General features: G+C 69.5%; 17 protein-coding genes and 1 tRNA gene. 9 read left to right on the plus strand and 9 right to left on the minus strand.

All coding sequences use genetic code 11. From position 1 onward, the window contains the following. Positions 1-137 precede the first annotated feature (137 nt). The 6 genes from OIE13_RS31380 (at position 138) to OIE13_RS31405 (ending at position 6,547) form a co-directional block, all read left to right on the plus strand. Positions 138-1,319 (plus strand): DNA polymerase III subunit delta', encoded by a 1,182-nt coding sequence (locus tag OIE13_RS31380; protein WP_326829101.1) that lies wholly within the window; start codon positions 138-140, stop codon positions 1,317-1,319. Positions 1,320-1,758: 439 nt separating this feature from the next. Continuing rightward, a complete protein-coding gene (locus tag OIE13_RS31385; protein WP_326829102.1) occupies positions 1,759-2,547 on the plus strand; it encodes a hypothetical protein in 789 nt (262 codons plus the stop codon). After that, positions 2,544-3,698: a glycosyltransferase family 4 protein gene (locus OIE13_RS31390; RefSeq protein ID WP_326646113.1), complete on the plus strand. Its 1,155-nt coding sequence runs from the start codon at positions 2,544-2,546 to the stop codon at positions 3,696-3,698. Before OIE13_RS31385 ends, OIE13_RS31390 begins: the two co-directional genes overlap by 4 nt. A 207-nt stretch (positions 3,699-3,905) precedes the next feature. Then, complete coding sequence (locus tag OIE13_RS31395; protein ID WP_442811689.1) at positions 3,906-4,763, plus strand: PSP1 domain-containing protein; 858 nt, start codon at positions 3,906-3,908, stop codon at positions 4,761-4,763. 146 nt (positions 4,764-4,909) lie between these two features. Then, positions 4,910-6,406, plus strand: coding sequence for an alpha/beta hydrolase (locus OIE13_RS31400; protein ID WP_326646112.1), 1,497 nt, complete (start codon positions 4,910-4,912; stop codon positions 6,404-6,406). A gap of 64 nt (positions 6,407-6,470) precedes the next feature. Continuing rightward, positions 6,471-6,547 (plus strand) — tRNA-Thr (locus tag OIE13_RS31405). Between the two features lie 100 nt (positions 6,548-6,647). On the opposite strand, the gene OIE13_RS31410 is transcribed toward OIE13_RS31405, so the two are convergent. From OIE13_RS31410 to OIE13_RS31435, 6 genes are all read right to left on the minus strand, one after another. After that, positions 6,648-7,055: a tyrosine-type recombinase/integrase gene (locus OIE13_RS31410; protein ID WP_326646932.1), complete on the minus strand. Its 408-nt coding sequence runs from the start codon at positions 7,053-7,055 to the stop codon at positions 6,648-6,650. 22 nt (positions 7,056-7,077) lie between these two features. Continuing rightward, positions 7,078-8,061, minus strand: coding sequence for a hydroxymethylbilane synthase (gene hemC / locus OIE13_RS31415; RefSeq protein WP_326646009.1), 984 nt, complete (start codon positions 8,059-8,061; stop codon positions 7,078-7,080). Between the two features lie 264 nt (positions 8,062-8,325). Next, entirely contained in the window at positions 8,326-8,655 is a 330-nt protein-coding gene (locus tag OIE13_RS31420; protein WP_326829103.1) for a hypothetical protein, read from the minus strand. Continuing rightward, a complete protein-coding gene (locus tag OIE13_RS31425; protein ID WP_326829104.1) occupies positions 8,652-8,984 on the minus strand; it encodes a hypothetical protein in 333 nt (110 codons plus the stop codon). The genes OIE13_RS31420 and OIE13_RS31425 overlap by 4 nt, the downstream gene beginning before the upstream one ends. Continuing rightward, positions 8,968-9,399: a hypothetical protein gene (locus OIE13_RS31430; protein ID WP_326829105.1), complete on the minus strand. Its 432-nt coding sequence runs from the start codon at positions 9,397-9,399 to the stop codon at positions 8,968-8,970. Before OIE13_RS31430 ends, OIE13_RS31425 begins: the two co-directional genes overlap by 17 nt. Positions 9,400-9,562: 163 nt before the next feature. Continuing rightward, positions 9,563-10,078, minus strand: coding sequence for a hypothetical protein (locus tag OIE13_RS31435; protein WP_326829106.1), 516 nt, complete (start codon positions 10,076-10,078; stop codon positions 9,563-9,565). 236 nt (positions 10,079-10,314) lie between these two features. Between OIE13_RS31435 and OIE13_RS31440 the strand changes: the two genes are divergently transcribed. Continuing rightward, on the plus strand, positions 10,315-11,586 hold the full coding sequence (locus OIE13_RS31440; protein WP_326829107.1) for a transcriptional regulator: 1,272 nt from the start codon (positions 10,315-10,317) through the stop codon (positions 11,584-11,586). Here the strand turns inward: OIE13_RS31440 and OIE13_RS31445 are convergent. Further along, complete coding sequence (locus tag OIE13_RS31445; RefSeq protein ID WP_326646005.1) at positions 11,567-12,229, minus strand: HAD family hydrolase; 663 nt, start codon at positions 12,227-12,229, stop codon at positions 11,567-11,569. The genes OIE13_RS31440 and OIE13_RS31445 overlap by 20 nt on opposite strands. Positions 12,230-12,408: 179 nt before the next feature. Here OIE13_RS31445 and OIE13_RS31450 point away from each other — a divergent pair, with 179 nt between their 5' ends. Next, the gene (locus tag OIE13_RS31450) at positions 12,409-12,663 is read left to right on the plus strand and encodes a GntR family transcriptional regulator (protein ID WP_326829108.1); all 255 of its coding nucleotides are present in this window, start codon (positions 12,409-12,411) and stop codon (positions 12,661-12,663) included. A gap of 378 nt (positions 12,664-13,041) precedes the next feature. On the opposite strand, the gene OIE13_RS31455 is transcribed toward OIE13_RS31450, so the two are convergent. After that, complete coding sequence (locus tag OIE13_RS31455) at positions 13,042-13,968, minus strand: AbfB domain-containing protein (RefSeq protein ID WP_326829109.1); 927 nt, start codon at positions 13,966-13,968, stop codon at positions 13,042-13,044. A gap of 277 nt (positions 13,969-14,245) precedes the next feature. On the opposite strand from OIE13_RS31455, the gene OIE13_RS31460 reads away from it, so the two are divergent. Beyond that, a complete protein-coding gene (locus tag OIE13_RS31460; protein ID WP_326829110.1) occupies positions 14,246-15,925 on the plus strand; it encodes a serine/threonine protein kinase in 1,680 nt (559 codons plus the stop codon). A 149-nt stretch (positions 15,926-16,074) separates the two neighbouring features. Here OIE13_RS31460 and OIE13_RS31465 read toward each other — a convergent pair whose 3' ends face one another. Continuing rightward, on the minus strand, positions 16,075-17,616 hold the full coding sequence (locus tag OIE13_RS31465) for a serine/threonine-protein kinase (protein WP_326829111.1): 1,542 nt from the start codon (positions 17,614-17,616) through the stop codon (positions 16,075-16,077). Positions 17,617-17,619 lie beyond the last annotated feature (3 nt).

Below are 17,619 nucleotides of genomic sequence, written 5' to 3' on the forward strand. Positions count from 1 at the left end.
GGCCTGGTGACTCCGGCGAATCAGGATCGACTCGCTGTCTCCGGTCCGGCATCCCACGATCCGTGACCGGTGCCGGGGGGAGGGCGTCTGCCGGTGAGGTCCGACCCGGCGACTCGCAGCGGCGGTAGGTTGGGTCCGTGGGTGTCTTTGATGATCTTGTAGGGCAGGAGCGGGCCACCGTGACGCTCCGCCGGGCCGCGGCGGCCGGGGCCGACCTGCTGGCCGGGGGGCGCGGCGCCGGGATGACCCACGCGTGGCTGTTCACGGGTCCGCCCGGGTCCGGGCGCGAGGAGGCCGCACGGGCGTTCGCCGCCGCGCTGTTCTGTCCCGACCAGGGGTGCGGCCACTGCGACATGTGCCACCAGGTGGCGGTCGGCTCCCATCCGGACCTGGAGATCGTCCGCCCGCAGGGACTCTCGTACGGCATCAAGGACACCCGCAGGCTCATCCTGCGCGCTGCCGGGGCGCCGACGCTGGGCCGCTGGCGGGTCGTGCTGTTCGAGGACGCCGACCGGGCGACCGAGGGGGCGTCCAACGCACTGCTCAAGGCCATCGAGGAGCCGCCGCCGAAGACCGTCTGGCTGCTCTGCGCGCCTGCCCCGGACGACATGATGATCACCATCAGGTCTCGTTGCCGGCTCGTCACGCTCGTCACCCCGCCCACCTCGGCGGTCGCCCACGTGCTGGCCACACGAGAGAACGTGCCGTCGGCGATGGCGGAGTTCGCGGCCAGGGCCGCCCAGGGGCACATCGGCCGCGCCCGCAGGCTGGCGCTGGACGAGGAGGCACGCTCGCGTCGCGAGGCGGTGCTGTCCATCCCCAGGTCGCTCACCGGCGTCGGGGAGTGCGTGATGGCCGCCGAACGTCTGGTGAAGACCGCCGAGGACGAGGCCGCCGCGGTCACGGCGGTGCTGAACGAGGCGGAGATCACCGAACTGCGCCAGGTCTACGGCGAGGGCTCCACCGGCAAGGGACTCAGCAGGGGGCTGATCCGCGGCGGTGCCGGGGCGCTCAAGGACCTTGAGGACCGGCAGAAGTCCCGGGCGACCCGTACCAAGCGCGACGTCATCGACGCGGCACTGCTCGACCTGGTGGCGTTCTACCGCGACGTGCTGGCCGTGCAGTTCGGCGCGCACGTGGAACTGGCCAGCGAGGACCGCCGCGCCGATCTGGAAGACCTGGCCCGCGCCTCCACCCCGGAGGACACCCTGCGCAGGATCGACGCGATCATGCGCTGCCGGAGGCGGCTGGCGGCCAACGTCAGCCCGCAGATGGCAGTCGAGTCGATGACCCTCTCGCTGCGCCGACCACGGCTCTGAGCCATATCTCGGCCGGTTGAGGGCCGAGGAAAGACAGCCGTCCGTCTGCGCGGTGCCGTGTGGAGAACTGCGCGCGGTGCCGTGCCGGGTGGGACCGTGCGTGTGGTTCACGCTGCCCGCATGTCGTGGGCTGACGGGAACGGTTCGGACGCGCATCTCGTGGTCTGACGAGGGCCGGAGTCCAGGATGGCCGGTATCGGACGTTTTTGAGTTTCCCCGAACCCGGCGTGGCTGATATCGGCTGGCGAGATGCCAGGTATTTCGGTAACCGAGTGGTCACTGCCCGCCTTTTTCCGATTAGATGGAACCATTCCTTGCTAAATCGCCTCAAAGTATGTGCGTGGGTCGTTAAGATTCACGGGCAAAAATTAGTGCTTTTGTTATAAATCGACAATGTCCTGCTCTACGGGGATGAGCAGAGAAGGCCGGGGGAATCTTGGTGAGCACCGAGGCGCGTCAAGGGGTGGTTCCGCACGCGAGGGGCCGGGCCGTTACGAGCAGGGTGGGCGACGACGACCGGCTGAGGGTCGAATGGTCGGAGCTGGCGGATACGGAGATCGTCCTCCGGCACCTGGAGCCGGCGGATACGGAGATCGTCCTCCGGCACGTGGAGACAGGGGAGGAGCGCGGGGCCTCAGACCTGACGGTGCTGTCCGTGGGCATCTGGATGGCGTCGTACCGGGGTGAGCCCGTCGCCACCGACGACCCGGGGTTCTCGCTCGACGGACTCTGGTCCTACGCCGAGACCCGCCGTAACCGGGAGATCAGGGCGTTCCGCACCTCCCTCGGCACGCTGGGCCTGCGGGTCCGCGAGGTCGAACCGTACGTCGAGGTGATCCGGGTGATCGCGGACGACGGGGTGATCGCCGTCGAGGGCGCCGTCGCGTACGGCGACCCGATCCGGGGGGAGGCCAGACTCGTGGCGGTGGCCCGCCGGGGGCCGGAGCCGGTGAGCGGGCCGGCGACCTTCCAGGGACGGTGGGTCGAGGGAGCGATCGAGATCGCGCCAATGGCCGAGGCACAGGTGCGGCGCCGGGTCTTCTGGGACCTGTACGCCGAGATCTCCGGGGTCCGGCTGCCGCTGGCGACCCGTCTTGATGACATAACGGATAAGAAGATTAAAGTTCGTTTTCCTGCCCAGCATGTCGGGCAGGTGAGGGTCCGCCCGTACTACACCGAGACCGACGGTCTCGCCGTCGCGCTCAGCGTCGAGGAGGAGAAGCCGTGAAGATCTCCTTTCTCATCCTCAACGCCTACGGCATGGGTGGCACCATCCGCGCCACCTTCGACCTCGCCACCGCCCTGTCCGAGCGGCACGAGGTCGAGGTCGTCAGCGTCTTCCAGCACACCGACACGCCCTTCCTGCCGCTGGGCTCCCGGGTCAGGCTCCGTTCGCTGGTGGATCTGCGAGAGGGGGCCAGGGTCCGCTGGCCGTACACGAAGAGGGCCGAGCGGCTGGGCGCGCGGGAGAGCGCGCTTATCCACCCCGAGGAGCGCGCCTACGCGTCCTTCAGCGCCTGGAGCGACGAGGTCCTCGTCCGCGAGCTGCGCAGGCTCCGCAGCGACGTCCTGATCACCACCCGCGCGGGGCTCAACATCATGGCCGCGAGGTACGCCCGCAGGAAGGTCGTCGCGATCGCCCAGGAGCATCTGCACTTCGAGGCACACCAACCCGGGATCTTCGAGGAGATCCGGACCTGGTACCCGAAACTGGACGCGGTCGTCGCCCTCACCGAGGCCGACGAGCGCGACTACCGGAACATGCTCAACGGGGCGCCCACCCGGGTGTTCACCATCGGTAACGGGCTGCCCGGCGGGCCGCGTCCACGCTCCAGGCAGGAGAACCGGATCGTGCTGGCCGCGGGCAGGCTGGTGCCGGTCAAGGGGTACGACCGGCTGCTGAAGGCGTTCGTCCGGGTGGCCAGGGAACGCCCCGACTGGAAGCTGCGGATCTACGGCGAGGGCCGGGCCGGCGACAAGCTGGTCAGGCAGGCGGTCAAGCTGCGACTGCACAACAACGTCACGTTCATGGGCTCCACCGGTGACATCGAGGGCGAGCTCGCGAAGGCGTCGATCCACGCGGTCAGCTCCCGCTTCGAGGGCTTCGGCATGACCATCATCGAGGCGTTCGCCTCCGGGGTACCGGTGGTCAGCTTCGACTGTCCCCGTGGACCTCGCGAGATCATCACGCCCGGGATCGACGGACTGCTGGTTCCCGCCGACGACGTGGACGCCCTGGCCGACGGGCTGATTCAGATGATCGACGACGAGGAGGGCCGCCACCGGATGGCCAGGAACGCCCTCCAGACGGCCCAGAGCTACGACCTCTCCACGATCGCCGAACGCTGGGAGAAGTCCTTCGCCGAACTCGGCCGCTGAGCGGCTGCCCGGGGTGTCCAACCGTCGACAGGCCCCTCGTGAGGATGCTCCCGTGGGCTGTCGAGAGGGAGCGCTCGTACCCGGAGTTCCAGCCGCCAGGTTCTTGAGTGGGGGTACACGGCCCGCGTTCACGTCTTGGCGGCCCCGCACTTCGCTGGGTGCGGAGCGTAGGGTGAGCACGAGCCGTACCCCCAGGTTTGGAGCCATATGGGCATGATCATGGCGGTGAGTTTCACCCGCTACGGCAGGCTGTACTACCTCGACCCCGGCGAGCACAGCCCCAAGGTCGGCGACAGGGTGCTGGTGCCCACCGAGGCCGGGCCCGAGGTCGCCGAGTGCGTCTGGGCGCCCCAGTGGACGAGCGAGGAGATCGGCGGGCTGCCGGTGTGCGCGGGTATCGCGACCGAGGAGCACCTCACCCGGGACGAGGGCAACAAACGGCGCCGCGCGGAGGCCCGGAGCGTCTCCAAGCGCCTGATCAAGCGGCACACGCTGCCGATGAAGGTCGTCGGCGTCGACTACCTGGACGCGGAGAACGTCTACACGGTCTACTTCTCCGCCCCGCACCGGGTCGACTTCCGTACCCTCGTCCGTGACCTGGCCCGCAACCTGCGCGCCCGGGTGGAACTTCGCCAGATCGGCCCCCGTGACGAGGCCCGCCTCCAGGGCGGTATCGGCCCCTGCGGCCGCGACCTGTGCTGCGCCACCTTCCTCAAGGACTTCGAGCCGGTCTCCGTCCGGATGGCCAAGGACCAGGACCTGCCGGTCAACCCACTGCGCATCGCGGGGGCATGCGGGCGGCTGATGTGCTGCCTGAAGTACGAGCACCCCCTCTACCTCGACGCCCACAGCAGGATGCCCCGGATCGGGCTGAAGGTCGACACCCCCGAGGGCGCCGGAACCGTCGTGGGCCGTAACGTCCCCTCGGACTCCGTCGTGGTCCGCCTGGAGGACGGCGGCCGCCGCTGCGCCTGCCCGTCGGCCTCGGTCTGCTCCCCGCGCAAGCAGCACGACGAGGCGTACGGCGGCGCGGTGCAGGTCGCCGAGAGCGGCCCGGAAGGGTGACCGGCCGGTTGTCCCCGCTGAGGTCGATGTCCCGTCATGAGGGCTCGGCGCGGGCATAGGATTCGACCGTTCAGCCTCTCCGCGTGTCGGCCCCCTTGCCGGATCCGCGTGTGACCCCGACCTACGGACTACGGAGCGGACAAGGCGTGAGATCCCGTGTGACCGCCGTACTGGCGGCGGTGGCCCTGCTCGCGAGCGCGTGCACCGGCACCGACGTCCCCGCCGACGCCAGTGGTGGCGCCGGAGCCGGCCGTGGTGTGGCGGGAGCGGCTCTCGGCTGGAACGAGTGCGAGGACGGTTTCGAGTGCGCCAAGCTCGCCGTACCGCTCGATCACCGCAAGCCGGACGGTGAGAAGATCGAGCTCAGCGTGATCCGGCTTCCGGCCTCGGGGGAGCGGATCGGCTCGATCCTCCTCAATCCCGGTGGTCCGGGTGCCTCCGGAGTGCAATACGCGCGAAGTGCCCGCACCGCGGTGAGCGAGGCGGTTCGCGAGCGCTTCGACGTCGTGGGCTTCGACCCGCGCGGGGTCGGCGAGTCCGCGCCCGTCCGGTGCCTGCCGCCGAGCGAACTGGACACCTTCGTCGGCCTCGACAACTCGCCCGACTCGCCGGGAGAGGTCACCGTGCTTGAGGAGGGGGCGCGACGGTTCGCCGCCGGATGTGAGACCCGATCGGGCAGGCTCCTGCCGTACGTCGGCACCGCCGACGCCGCCAGGGACATGGACCTGCTGCGTGCCGCCGTCGGTGACTCCCACCTCACCTACCTCGGCAAGTCGTACGGCACGCAGCTGGGCGCCGTCTACGCCGACCTCTTCCCCAACCGGGTCCGCGCCCTCGTCCTGGACGGCGCGGTGGACCCATCGCTCGGCCCACTGGAGCTGAACACCGCGCAGGCACGCGGTTTCGAGGTCGCCCTGGACGCGTTCCTGGAAAACTGCCTCGCGGCCACCGACTGCCCCTTCCAGGGCTCCGTCGCCTCCGCCCGTGCGGAGATCACCGCGCTGCTCCGCAGGGCGGACACCGCCTCCCTGGCCAACAGGACCGGCGACGACCGTACGGTGACCGAGGCCTGGGCCATCCTCGGTGTGATCACCCCGCTCTACGACCGGCAGGCATGGCCGGTCCTCCGCCAGGCGCTGGCCCAGGCGCTGAAGGGTGACGGCACCGTCCTGCTCCGGATGGCCGACCTGCTGGTCGACCGTGGGGAGGACGGCGAGTACACCAACCAGACCGAGTCCAACCTGGCGGTCAACTGCGTCGACAGCACCTACCCCCGCGACCCCGCCGCCTACGCCAAGGCGGCCAGGGAGGCGGCCAGGGAAGCCCCCCTGTTCGGCGCGTACGTCATGTGGGGCTCGCTGCCCTGCGCGTACTGGCCGGTCAAGGCAGGAACCCGGGAGAAGATCGACGCTCCCGGAGCCCCGCCCATCATGGTCGTCGGCACCGAACGCGACCCCGCCACGCCTTACCAGTGGTCCGAGGCCCTCGCCTCCCAGCTCTCCTCCGGCGTCCTCGTCGGTTTCGACGGGGACGGCCACACTGCCTACCTGACCGGTTCGGCGTGCGTGGATCGCCTGGTGGACGACTACCTGATCGATCTGACCGTCCCCGCTGACGGAACCCAGTGTCCCAAGATCGGCTGATTCCGGTGCGCGGGAATGCCCTGGGAGCCTGTAGACTGCCGTAGGTCGTGGTGAAACACGGCACGCCGCCTTAGCTCAGTCGGCCAGAGCACTTCACTCGTAATGAAGGGGTCTGGGGTTCGATTCCCCAAGGCGGCTCCATAGATGACCAGGGCGTTCACCCGAAATCGGGTGGGCGCCTTTGTCGTTGCGGTTGCAGTTCCCGGAGGGGCTCCGCAGCCGGCCATCCGGCTGATCAGTTTCACAGGGCCGCCCCCATGCGCCGCATCCCGTCCTCGGCCATCGGTGAGGCGATGTGCGGGTAACGCTGCGTGCCCCTGATGTCGGAGTGCCCGAGGATCTCCTGCACTGTCCGGACGTGCACGCCCTGCTCGATCAGCAAGGTGGCGGCCGTGTGCCGGGCGTCGTGCACCCGGGTCTCCCGGACGTCGGCGGCCATCAGCAGCTCCTTCCACTCCTCCCAGTCGTCGTGCTTGTCGATCGGCCTGCCGGTCGGCTGGGTGAACACGAGATCGTGATCCTCCCAAGTGGCGCCGGCCGCGAGGCGCTCCGCCTTCTGGCGGGTGCGGTGTGTCTTGAGAATCGGGATCAGTTCGGGGGGCAGGGGTACCATCCGCTTGGACTTCCCCTTCGGCTTGCGGAAGACCAGGCCGCCGCCTTTGGCCCGGTGGTCATTTCCGGGTGGCGGTGATCAGGTTACGGGCACCCTGGTGCAGCAGATCAGCGGCGACGCGCGCTCCGAGCGTGGCCGGATCCTCGTGGCCGCCCCAGGCGTGGGAGCGGACGAACTGGGAGCCGTCGCGATTGAACACCATGCCGAACAAGCCCATCTTCCCGTCTGCGGTAGTGCAGGCGTGCCCGGCGATCGGGGAGTTGCAGTGGCCACGCAGCATGTGCAGCATGGTGCGCTCAGCGAGGACGTGCCGGGCGGTGGGCACGTGGTTGAGCTCGTCCAGCAGCCGCATGACCGGCCCGTCGGACTGACGAGCCTGGATACCGATGACGCCCGCACCTACGGGCGGCACCATGGACATGCCTTCGCTCGCGGTGTGGAACTCCAGGGGGAGGATCTCGTGGTGGCGCTCCAGCAGGCCGAGGCGGCTCAGGCTGGTGCGGGCCAGGATCAGCGCGGCGTACTTGCCGTCCTCGTCGAGTTTGTTCAACCGGGTGTCGACGTTGCCGCGGATGCGCTCGGTGCGCAGGTCGGGCCGGTGGATGCTGAGCTGTGCGCGACGCCGCACGGAGCTGGTGCCGATCAGTGACCCGGCGGGCAGGTCGGCCAGGGCGACGCCGTCGCGGGTGACGACGACGTCGTGGACGTCGTCCCGTTCCAGGTAGGCGCCGAACGCGGTGCCCTCGGCCAGGGGCACATCGCCGGGGACGTCTTTGACGCAGTGGACGGCGATATCGATCCGGCCGCCGGTCAAGGCGCTGTCGATCTCCTTGCTGAAGGCTCCCTTGCCGCCGATCTCGGCCAGGTCACCGGGCCAGAGGTCAGCGGTTACCTGCGTGGGCACGATCTCGATCGGGATCTCGGGCGCGAGCTTGGTGATCATCTCGGCGACACGACTGGCCTGAATCTTGGCCAGGGTGGAGGTGCGGGTGCCGATCCGGAGCGGGGTTTCGGCGAATCGGTTGAGGAACACATCGGTCACGGCGAAGCTCTTCCTGTTAGTGAGACTCTGATTGCAGAGTGTGACTATCTGTGGGGGGAGGTGCACGCTGACTGCCATCGGATGGTGCCCCGCTGGAAAGAACTGGCGGGGCACCATCATTTCGACCGAGGTTCACGCCCCTCCAAGCAGGAGGTCGTACGGTCGCGTCTACCCCCGCGGGCGGCCCCTGATGGTGCACCGCCGCCCGAGGGGAGTTGGGGGCGCGACGGCACGGGAGGCTGGTCGCCGCGCCGCCGCGCCGGCTCATGGTGGGGTCACCGGCTCGGCGTAGTGGTTCCCGAGGCGTCCGGCGATGCGGTGCGCGACCTTCACCAAGTCGTCGACCGGCGCGTGGTCGGCGGGTTCTTCCAGGTGGACAGCGCCCCAGCAGAAGGCGGTTCCGGCGCGGTCGGCCCACACGGTCAGCTCGGCGCTGATCACGAGGCGGGGCTGGCCTTCGTCGTAGGAGATCTCCGGGTAGATCCGGTGGGTGTGCAGCTCGGTGCGCAGGTGCTTGAGGGCGGCGATGGCACCGCTGCGCCGGGTGGCCGCGTTCAGCCGGTCGCTAACCGGTGTGCCGTAGGGCGGGATCACGGCCGAGTCCTTTCGTCGGGGTGGGGGCGTGGCCCCGGGACGTATCCCGGGGCCACGGGGACTGGCGAGCTCAGGCGGCCGTTCGCAGCGGGTGTGGGCTGCGCGGCGCCTCGGGGCAGGGTCCGCCGGAGTTCGAGTTCCACCTGTTGCATGCGGTTCCACAGCTCGGCGGCGGTGCGTCCATGAACGGTGCGGCAGCTCTTCGGGTCGCTGCACTGCCAGGCCTCGAACCGTCGGTGGCGCAGGCTCCACATGACCAGCCAGGTGGGCGCGTGCTGCTGCACCTGCCGGGCGACGCGCGCCGCCTCGGCGTCAGCGCGGGACGACATGCTCGGCCAGGATCACGTCGGCCAGCAGCGGCAGCTCGCTGCCCAGCACGGTGGTGAGGGGGCGGGCGCGCAGGATCTCGTAGTGCTCGGCGAGCCGCTCGGCGGCTGCGGCCGGGTCTACGGCGGCGCTGAGCAGGTGGTGGCCGGAGTCGAGCTCGGGGCTGGTCCACCAGAAGTTCTCGCCGTCGCTGTAGGCGAGCAGCCCGTAGTAGACGGAGATGATGGCGTTGCTGGAGCGCAGTTCGTGGACGTCGGCCTTGATGCCGTGGGCGCGGTTCAGTTCGGCGGCCAGCTCTTCGGCGCGAAGCCGGGCGGGAGACGGTGTGGTGGTCGACGGCGCGGCGGCGGACGCCTGGGAAGCTGGACTGCCGCCGCGCCTGCTCGTGGGGGTGCCGCCCTCTGGAGCCCTACTCATACCGCCGCCTCCCGCCGGTACGGGGCGTGCCGTCGGGGCGGGGAAGCATCCGGCGAGTGGCTCCGGCCGAGGGCGACGGCGGGCCCCGGCCGGAGGGGCTGGTGCTGGTGCTCGGGAGGATCCGGCAGCAGGGTGAGCGGCGGCCGGGCGTTCGGCTCCCGGCTCACGCTCGGGGGCGGGGCGCCGTGCTCGTGTGCGCGGGCCGCGATGCGGGCTCGTCGCCGGGAGAGGGGGTCGCGGGCGAGCGCCAGGCGGACCGCGCGGTCTGCCCGCGTCTCGACCGGCCGGCGCGGGCGGGCGCCGGGCGTCGCCGGGCGTCGGGCGTCGCCGGGCGTCGGGTGTCGGTGCGTCCGGTGGGCCGGGTGCGCGACGGTGTCGCCTCGGGGTCGGCCTGGCGGGGCGCGGGTACGAGCGTTGGCTGGGCGGTGACCTCGCGGGCGGGCTCGAAGGTCGGCAGGGCCTGGCCGAGACCAAGCTGGCGGCGTACCTCCAGGCGCTCGGCCATCAGGGCACCGGACGGCTGCGCGTACTCGTGATCGGCGCTCTGGCCGGGGCAGCCGTGGGCGTAGGGTGCGTGCCCGCAGGCGGCGCATCCCATCGGCAGGGGCGGGGCGTCGGCGAAGCAGCCGCAGGCATCTGCCGCTGTTGGCCGGTCGAGGACGACACTAGGATCGTTCACGGATCAGGACTCGCTTCCTGGTCAAGAGCTCGTCCGGTCGTGTGCAGCGCCGGGCGGGCTCGTTTTATGTGCAGCGGAACTCGCTAGCTGTAATGCTGGAGTTACCGCGGAGCCTTCGGAAGGCCATTTAGGGGACTTCTTTAGGACCTTCATGGGCCGTATCGACGCTGATTCTGTCCATGGGGGGCCTTTTAGGTACTCTGAAGTCCTTCAATGGTTCAACTGTGGAGGCCGCCGTGCCCCGAGAATCAGGCAACGTCAAGCTCAAGGCAGCTCGCCAGCACGCCGGGTACGCCTCGCAGCAGGCCCTGGCCGACGCCCTCGCTCGCGCCGGAGTCGAACTCGGCGAGGCCGATGCGGAGGTGAGCATCCGGCAGGTGCGGCGCTGGGAGAGCGCCACCCCGCCATGGCCCCACGCCGTCCATCAGCGTCTGCTGGAGCACACGCTGGGGATGTCGGTCGAGCAACTCGGGTTCACCCCGCCTTGGGGCGGCCAGTCCGAGCGCCAGGCCGCGCCAGTCCGGTCCGGAGCGGCAGCTCACCCCATCGTGCTGCCGCTGCCGCCGCCAGCCCCGACGACCACGACGCAGCCTGCGGCACTAGCGGTGGACTACGCGGCTGTGACCAGGGCGCACCGGCGGCTGTACTGGCGCGTCCAGCCGCCTCTGATCCGCTCCGCCGCGGCGGAGCACGCACGCTTCGGAGCTCAGCTCTTGAGCGAGGTGGGCGGCATGCCCCGCCGGGCACTCGCGGCGGCTCTGGCCGAATCGCTGCTGCTGGTGGGTCGCATCGAGTTCTTCGACTTGCGGCAGCCGGTCGAGGCCGATGCCAAGTTCGTCGAGGCCCTGCAGGCGGCAGGTGCTGCTGATGATCAGCTGCTCGGGGCCGCCATCTTGGGGCACTCGGCGTTCGTGCCCGGGTGGGCGGGGGACAGAGATGGTGCGGCCGAGCGTCTTCGTGCTGCGCGGGCCTACGCGCGCCGTGCGGACTCCGTACCTGCTTCGTTCACCACGTGGCTGTACGCGGTGGAAGCTGAGTGCGAGACGCGATGCGGCAAGCACCGGGAGGCGCTGCGTGTCATCGGCCAGGCGGAGGACACCTTGGCCGGAGGTGACGAGACCCCGCTGCCAGAGTGGTTCGACTGGTTCTCACCGGTCCGGCTGGCCTCCTTCAAGGGCAACACCCAGCTCAAGGCCGGCCATCTACCCCAGGCCAGACAGACGCTTCTTCAGGTCCTGGAGAACCTTCCCGAAGAGCACAGGAAGCAGCGCACCGTCGTGCTCGGGGACCTGGCCGCGGTCGCCGTGGCCGAAGGGGATCCTGAGGCCGCCTGTGCTCGCGCCGTCGAGGCTCTCGATCAGCTGTCGATCACCTGGTACGCGACGGGTATGGATCGGATCCGCGAAGTACGGCGAGCCCTTGAGAAGTGGGGCGACCGCGAGTGCGTCACGCAGCTGGATGATCGGCTGTACGAATGGCGTACGACCCTCATCGCGCTGCAACGTTGAACGCGCGCACCTTGTCCGGCAGCTCGGTCAGGGAGTCGATACGTAGCGAGGGCGCGCGGTCGGCGTCCGGGTCGGCCTGCTGGATCACCCCCCACGGGCCGCGCCGGATCAGCGCGGTGTGCATCCCGGCCGCGGTCGCCGGAAGGATGTCGTTGTCCAGGCGGTCGCCGACGTACAGGATCTCCCCCGCCTCGAAAGGGACGACCTCGGCGACCCGCTTGAAGAACTCCGGATCCGGCTTGGAGGCACCCCAGTCGTCGGAGGTGCCGATCAGGTCCACGTCGGCCGTGAACAACTGGCGGAGGATCCGGCCCGCACGGACGGTCTGATTGCCCGCGATCCCGAGCCAGAGTCCATCAGCACGCAGGGCCGCGAGAGCTGGTCGGACATCTGGGTACAGGTCCTCTTCGCCGAAGGTCTCAGGCCGTCCGGCAGCGGCGCGCTTCTCGCGCTCCTCGTAAAGGTCGAAGCCTGGCCGGAATACCTGGAACGCCTCGCGGTAGTCGAGCCCGCGGGCGATGGTCGCGCCGAAGACGGCGCTGAAGGTGTGGCGGGGGACCCCGAGCCAGTCTGCCCAGGTGCCGTACTCGCGGCTCTCGTCCACGAGGCACTCGCCGACGTCAAAGATCACAGCTCGAATCATGCCGGGAGCCTATTGGGGCTCCAGATGCGCCAGCCAGCCCGCCCCGTGTGCCCGCTACCTGGCGCGGCGGCGTACGCCTGGGAAGAGTTCGCCGCCGCGCTTGATCTAGAGGCTATGCCAGCCTGTCACTACCTGCTCTAGCTCGGTGAGAACCGTTCCGGCACGCTTAGGGGCGGACCGTGAGTATTGATCTTCTGGGGTCCGAGCCGCTCTACCGGCAGATCGCGGCCGTGATCACCACGAGGATCGAGGCCGGCACCTACGAGCCGCGCCGCGCCATCCCGTCCGAGGCCGCACTGTACGAGGAGTTCGGCGTCTCAAGGAACACCGTCCGCGGCGCCATCCGGCTGCTCAACGAGCAGGGCCTGTTGGTCACTGTGATGGGCCGTGGCACGTTCGTCGTCAAGCGAGACGACGCCCCGACGGCCGACTGACCGGCGGGTGCCGCACGATCGGGTCAGTGCCTGGGGAGCGCCTGAAGGCCCGATCGGGCTGTACAGGTCCCTCGCCTGCCTGCGGATATGTAAGGACCGTAACTCAACGGAAGCTGCTACAGCAGTCCGTTCATACGCAGATCTGTTCGTGTCGGGCGAAGATTTCCTGTCGGGAAGCGGAACGCCCCGCCTCGCGAGCTTGGGTTCACGTGGTCGTCGCAACACCCCTGGGGGGCAGGTGTTGCGACCACCTTTAGAACCCAAGCTAGAACCCAGGCGACGCCAGGGGGCCAAGATTCAGCCGCCGCTGACACCCGAGTCGCGGGTGATGGAGCTGTTGCCGTAGATGATCCAGGATGGGTGCCTCCGTTCACGATGCTAGGCGGAGGAGTGGAACACCTGGGTGTAGTAGTGGAACGTCGCGGGTTCACCCGCATGGGCTTGGCCCTGAGGGACTCTGCCCTGTCCGGTGGCGATGCCGACGCCCGTTGACCGATGGCTCGGGTTCAGGACATTGGATCTGTGCGGCGGGCTCTGCCACCACCAGTCGTGCGCCGCCCGGGCCGAGGGTGGGGGAACGTTACCGCCCCAGAACCACTGGACGTAGACGTTCTCCGTTCCGGCGGAACCCATCGCCCTCTGGATCCGCTGCTGCGGAGTGCTGTTGTCCGATCCGTAGTGCCCCGGAAAGCCGTCCAGCTGTCGCTCCCAAAGGCCGGGATGGCCGGCCAGGTCCTGGCTGTGATTCTGCGCCACGGCGACAAGCCGCTTGTCGAGGCGCAGGAACGGCGGACGCGGCCCGGACGAATTGAATATTCTCCTGTCGTTGGCGATCTCGACTATGCGTATTGTCTCGGGGGGTGCCAAGAATGCGTCGACGGGAAGGAACGTGGCGTCTGATCGATCCAGCTCTGGGCTGTTCGCGTTGATCTCGCTGACGTAGAGGTGGAAGTCCCGGTGCCGTATGTAGAGCTTGGGATAATTGTACGAGCGGAAGGAACTCCAGAGCGGGAAAACGAGGCCGGCGACCGACATGAAGGTCGCGTCTTCATGCATGAGCCGATCGCCCGGGGTGAACTCCGAGAGCACCAGGCGAGAGTTCTGGTGTCGCAGGTAGTGGTTCGGAAGGTTGGCCGACCTGAACGACACGTGGGCGCTGGCCGCGAGCCCCTCCACCACGTCGAACGATGCGTCGGCCCGATCGACCGCGCCGGCGACGGGAGATATCTCTCCCAGGTAGTTGGCGTGCCGAATATAGTGGCCGCGCGGTTTCAGGGCCTCGAAGGAATGCCGCTCATTTAACATTCGCGCACCCTTTGCCGTCGCAGGCCAAAATGATCGGCGCTTGTTCCGCCTGTCGCACTCCCGGTTAGTATGAGGTTCCGGAGAGTGCCGGTCAATGGCTCCGTCTGCGGGCCGTACCCGATTCGTCGCCCATCATCGGAGTGATGTCTGTGAAGTCGTCGTAGTCGGCCTCGTCACGGTGGTCCGTCTGCTTCCTCGACCGTCGCCCGGGTGAGGACCATGGTGGGCCGGGTCTCGCATCGCTAGTGTGTGGAGACGACCGTGCATGGAGGAGCCGATGCCCGCTGGCCCGTTGCAGCCGGGAGACCCGCGCGTGCTGGGGGAGTTCGAGGTCGTCGGGCGTCTGGGCGAGGGCGGGCAGGGGATCGTCTACGAAGGGTGGAGCCGGTCCGGCGAGCAGGTGGCGATCAAAGTACTTCACAGTGGCGCGGATCCAGCCACGCGCCGCCGGTTGGCCAGGGAGTTGCAGTCGGCACTGCGGGTGGCCCCCTTCTGCACGGCCCGGGTGTTGACGGCGGAGACCGACCGGCCGGACCCCTACGTCGTGAGCGAGTTCATCGCGGGTCCCGCACTGCAGGATCGGGTGCGTGACGAGGGTCCCCTTCGTGGCGGTGACCTCGATCGCCTGGCGGTCGCCACGGCCACCGCGCTCGCCGCCATCCACAGTGCGGGAGTCATCCATCGGGACTTCAAACCGGCCAACGTGCTGCTCGGCCCGGACGGCCCACGGGTGGTCGACTTCGGCATCGCCCAGTTGCTCGACGCGAGCACGATGCCCTCGGCCATGTCCGGCACCCCGCCGTACATGGCTCCCGAGCAGCTCAACGGCGTGCACGGATCGCCCGCGGCCGATGTGTTCTCCTGGGCCGCGACCATGGTCTACGCCGCTACCGGCCGGGCGCCGTTCGGCAGCGACACCGTTGCCGCGGTCTTCAGCCGGATCCTCAACGCCGAGCCCGACCTCACGGACATCTCATCGCCCCTGCGGGAGACGCTGGCCGTCTGCCTGGCCAAGGACCCCGGGGTACGCCCCTCCGCCCGGACGCTCATGATCCGCCTGGTCGACCCCGGAGCCCCCACCGTCACGGTCCCCGACATCGGCCCGGTGCCCACCGCCTACCTTCCCGCCGGCTGGAGCGGGCGGGCGGATCAGGTCCCGGTCGCGGCTGGTCCCGGAGCGACCGGTTCGTCCGGAGCGCAGAGTCCGGCCGGACTTGCGTACGGCCCGGTTCCCACCCGTCATATCGGCCCTTCCGACACGGCGATGCGGGAAACGGCGCCGCAGCATGGTGAGCCGGTGACCCGACAGGGGCGGAGGTCCGCCGCCGTACTGATCACGATCACCGGCATCGTCGCGGTGCTCGTGGCGGCAGCGGTCCTGTACGTCACAGGAACGCTCGGTGGCTCACCCGGTGACGGCTCGGCGAGGCCGGAGGTGGTCACCGGCACCGGTGGGGACTCCGGATCACGCTCTGTCGCAGGCGGGCGATCGTCTTCCGGGGCGCCGTCTTCCGAGACCCAGTCTTCTAAGGCCCCGTCTTCCGGGGCGCCGTCTTCCAGGGCGCCGTCTTCCAGGGCGCCGTCTTCCAGGGCGCCGTCTTCCGGGGCACCGGTGACGTCGGCCTCGGCCCAGCCGGGGGACAGAGTCCCGGAGGCGTTCGCCGGGACGTGGACGGGCCAGGTCGTCTCGCAGGACGCTCGGAAGGAGACCGTCGACGTCACACTCACCCTGCTGAGTGACCAGCCGGCCGGGACGTGGCAGGCCGATGCGTGCGAGCAGCAGGTCATGCTGACCCGGGCCAGGGCCGGGAACGTGCTCGACCTGACCCGCGTGCAGCGGGATCAGTGCGTGGGGGGAGACATGACCCTCACCCTGAAGGACCCGGCGACGCTGGACTTCGTGGGCCAGGAGGGCGCCGGCGGGCTGGAGTATCGCGGGAGCCTGAGCCGGTCCTGACCCGGGACCGGCACAGGCACCGGACATCCTCGCTCGCCAGGTTGGTCGGCGTGATCAGCCCCGTCGGGGCCGGCGACGGGTACGGGATGTCACGAGGCCGGGCAAATGATCACGGCAATCGCCGACCATCGCGATGCGATCACGGAGGTTCAACCGCCCAGGCCGGTCAGGAGGTCGACAACGCGGATGGTGGCGCCGTGCTCCGGGCCGTAGAGCCTGGTGAGGTCCTCGCACAGGCTCGTGAGTGTCGCGCGGGCCCTGTCCACGGCGCCGACGCCGATTTCCAGTTCGCCGATCTGGCAACGCAACTCCAGGAGTCGCGCGTCGTCCTCGGGGAAGCGGCTTCCCTCGTCCGCCAGCAGCTCACGCATGATGTGCAGCGCGAGCTCGGGGTCGCCGGCGTGCACATGGCAGGTCGCCTCCTGCAGCCTGCACTGGGACACCCGTTCGTGGTCGGGCTCCGGTCGCAGGAGCAGGTCGTCGGCGATCCGCCGGAACTCCTGGGCCGCGCGACGGTAGTCCTGACCCGTGAGCAGGACGTCCGCGAGCTGCCCGCGCAGATCGATCACTTCCGTGTCGGCGGCGCCGAGCTTCCGGCTCGCCGCCGCGGCGACCCCCGCGAGCACGTCTGCCGCATCGCGGTAACGCGACTCCCTGACCAGTGACACCGCCTGCCTGCGGGCACGCCCGATGTCACCACGGCTGAAGTCGTCGTCCACCGGAGCGTTCCCCGCGGCGGGAACCATGGCGGGAACCATGGGCTGTGCTCCGGCGGTGAGAGTGCGGCTGACCGCGTGCGAGTACATCCGGACCGGGCTGGGACCCGGAGCGGTCATGTCGCCGAGCGGTCCGGTCCCCGCGAGGTACGGCATGAGCCGATCGTGGACCTCGGCCGCCGTCGCCGGGCGGTCCTCCGGGCGCTTCTCCACCATCGCCAGGATGAGCTCGTCCAGCTCCTTCGGCACGTCCGGCCGGAGTCGCCCGACCGCCGTGGGACGTGCGTTGACGTGCTGGTTCATCACGCTGTATTCGGAGGGGCCGGTGAACAGCTGCCGTCCGGTGAGCAGTTCGTGCAGCACGGCGCCCAGCGAATAGACATCGCTCCGCTCGGTGGGCTGCTCGGCATTGACCTGCTCGGGTGACATGTAGGCGGCGGTGCCGAGCTGCTGACCGGTCCTGGTCAGCTTGGTCATCCCAGGGTCCTGCATCAGGGCCAGGCCGAAATCCACCACCTGGATGGAACCGTCCCGGCACAGCATGAGGTTGGACGGCTTCAGGTCACGGTGCAGGATGCCGAGGCCGTGTGCCGCCGCCAGGACCGCCGCCACCTGGGCGCCGATGGACGCGACCCAGCCCTGTGGGAGCGGCCCGTGCTCGGCGACGACGTCGTCGACGCCCGTCCCTTCGACGAACTGCATCACCATGAACAGCCGGTCGCCCAGCAGCGGATCCCGGTAGTCGCCGAAGTCGTGCAGCACCGGCGCGCCGGGGTGGGCGAGCCGCGACATGATCTTCGCCTCGTGGGTGAACCTGGCTTCGAGCTCCGGGTCGCGCACCCCGTCGGGGAACCGGATGAACTTGATCGCCACCCGGCGGCCGAGCTTCTCGTCCTGGGCGCCCCAGACCACGCCCATGCCACCCCTGCCCAGCTGGACGGGGTCAAGCCGGTAGCGCGTGAGGATGAGGGTCACCCA

The sequence above is a fragment of the Streptosporangium sp. NBC_01810 genome, assembly GCF_035917355.1.
In the GTDB taxonomy this organism is placed as follows: Bacteria; Actinomycetota; Actinomycetes; order Streptosporangiales; family Streptosporangiaceae; genus Streptosporangium.

Excerpts from the sequence above, each read along its gene's own strand:
- OIE13_RS31455 (WP_326829109.1), bottom strand. The coding sequence starts at position 13,968 with ATGTTAAATGAGCGGCATTCCTTCGAGGCCCTGAAACCGCGCGGCCAC.
- OIE13_RS31460 (WP_326829110.1), top strand. The coding sequence starts at position 14,246 with ATGCCCGCTGGCCCGTTGCAGCCGGGAGACCCGCGCGTGCTGGGGGAG.
- OIE13_RS31445 (WP_326646005.1), bottom strand. The coding sequence starts at position 12,229 with ATGATTCGAGCTGTGATCTTTGACGTCGGCGAGTGCCTCGTGGACGAG.
- OIE13_RS31425 (WP_326829104.1), bottom strand. The coding sequence starts at position 8,984 with ATGTCGTCCCGCGCTGACGCCGAGGCGGCGCGCGTCGCCCGGCAGGTG.
- OIE13_RS31395 (WP_442811689.1), top strand. The coding sequence starts at position 3,906 with ATGGGCATGATCATGGCGGTGAGTTTCACCCGCTACGGCAGGCTGTAC.
- OIE13_RS31430 (WP_326829105.1), bottom strand. The coding sequence starts at position 9,399 with ATGAGTAGGGCTCCAGAGGGCGGCACCCCCACGAGCAGGCGCGGCGGC.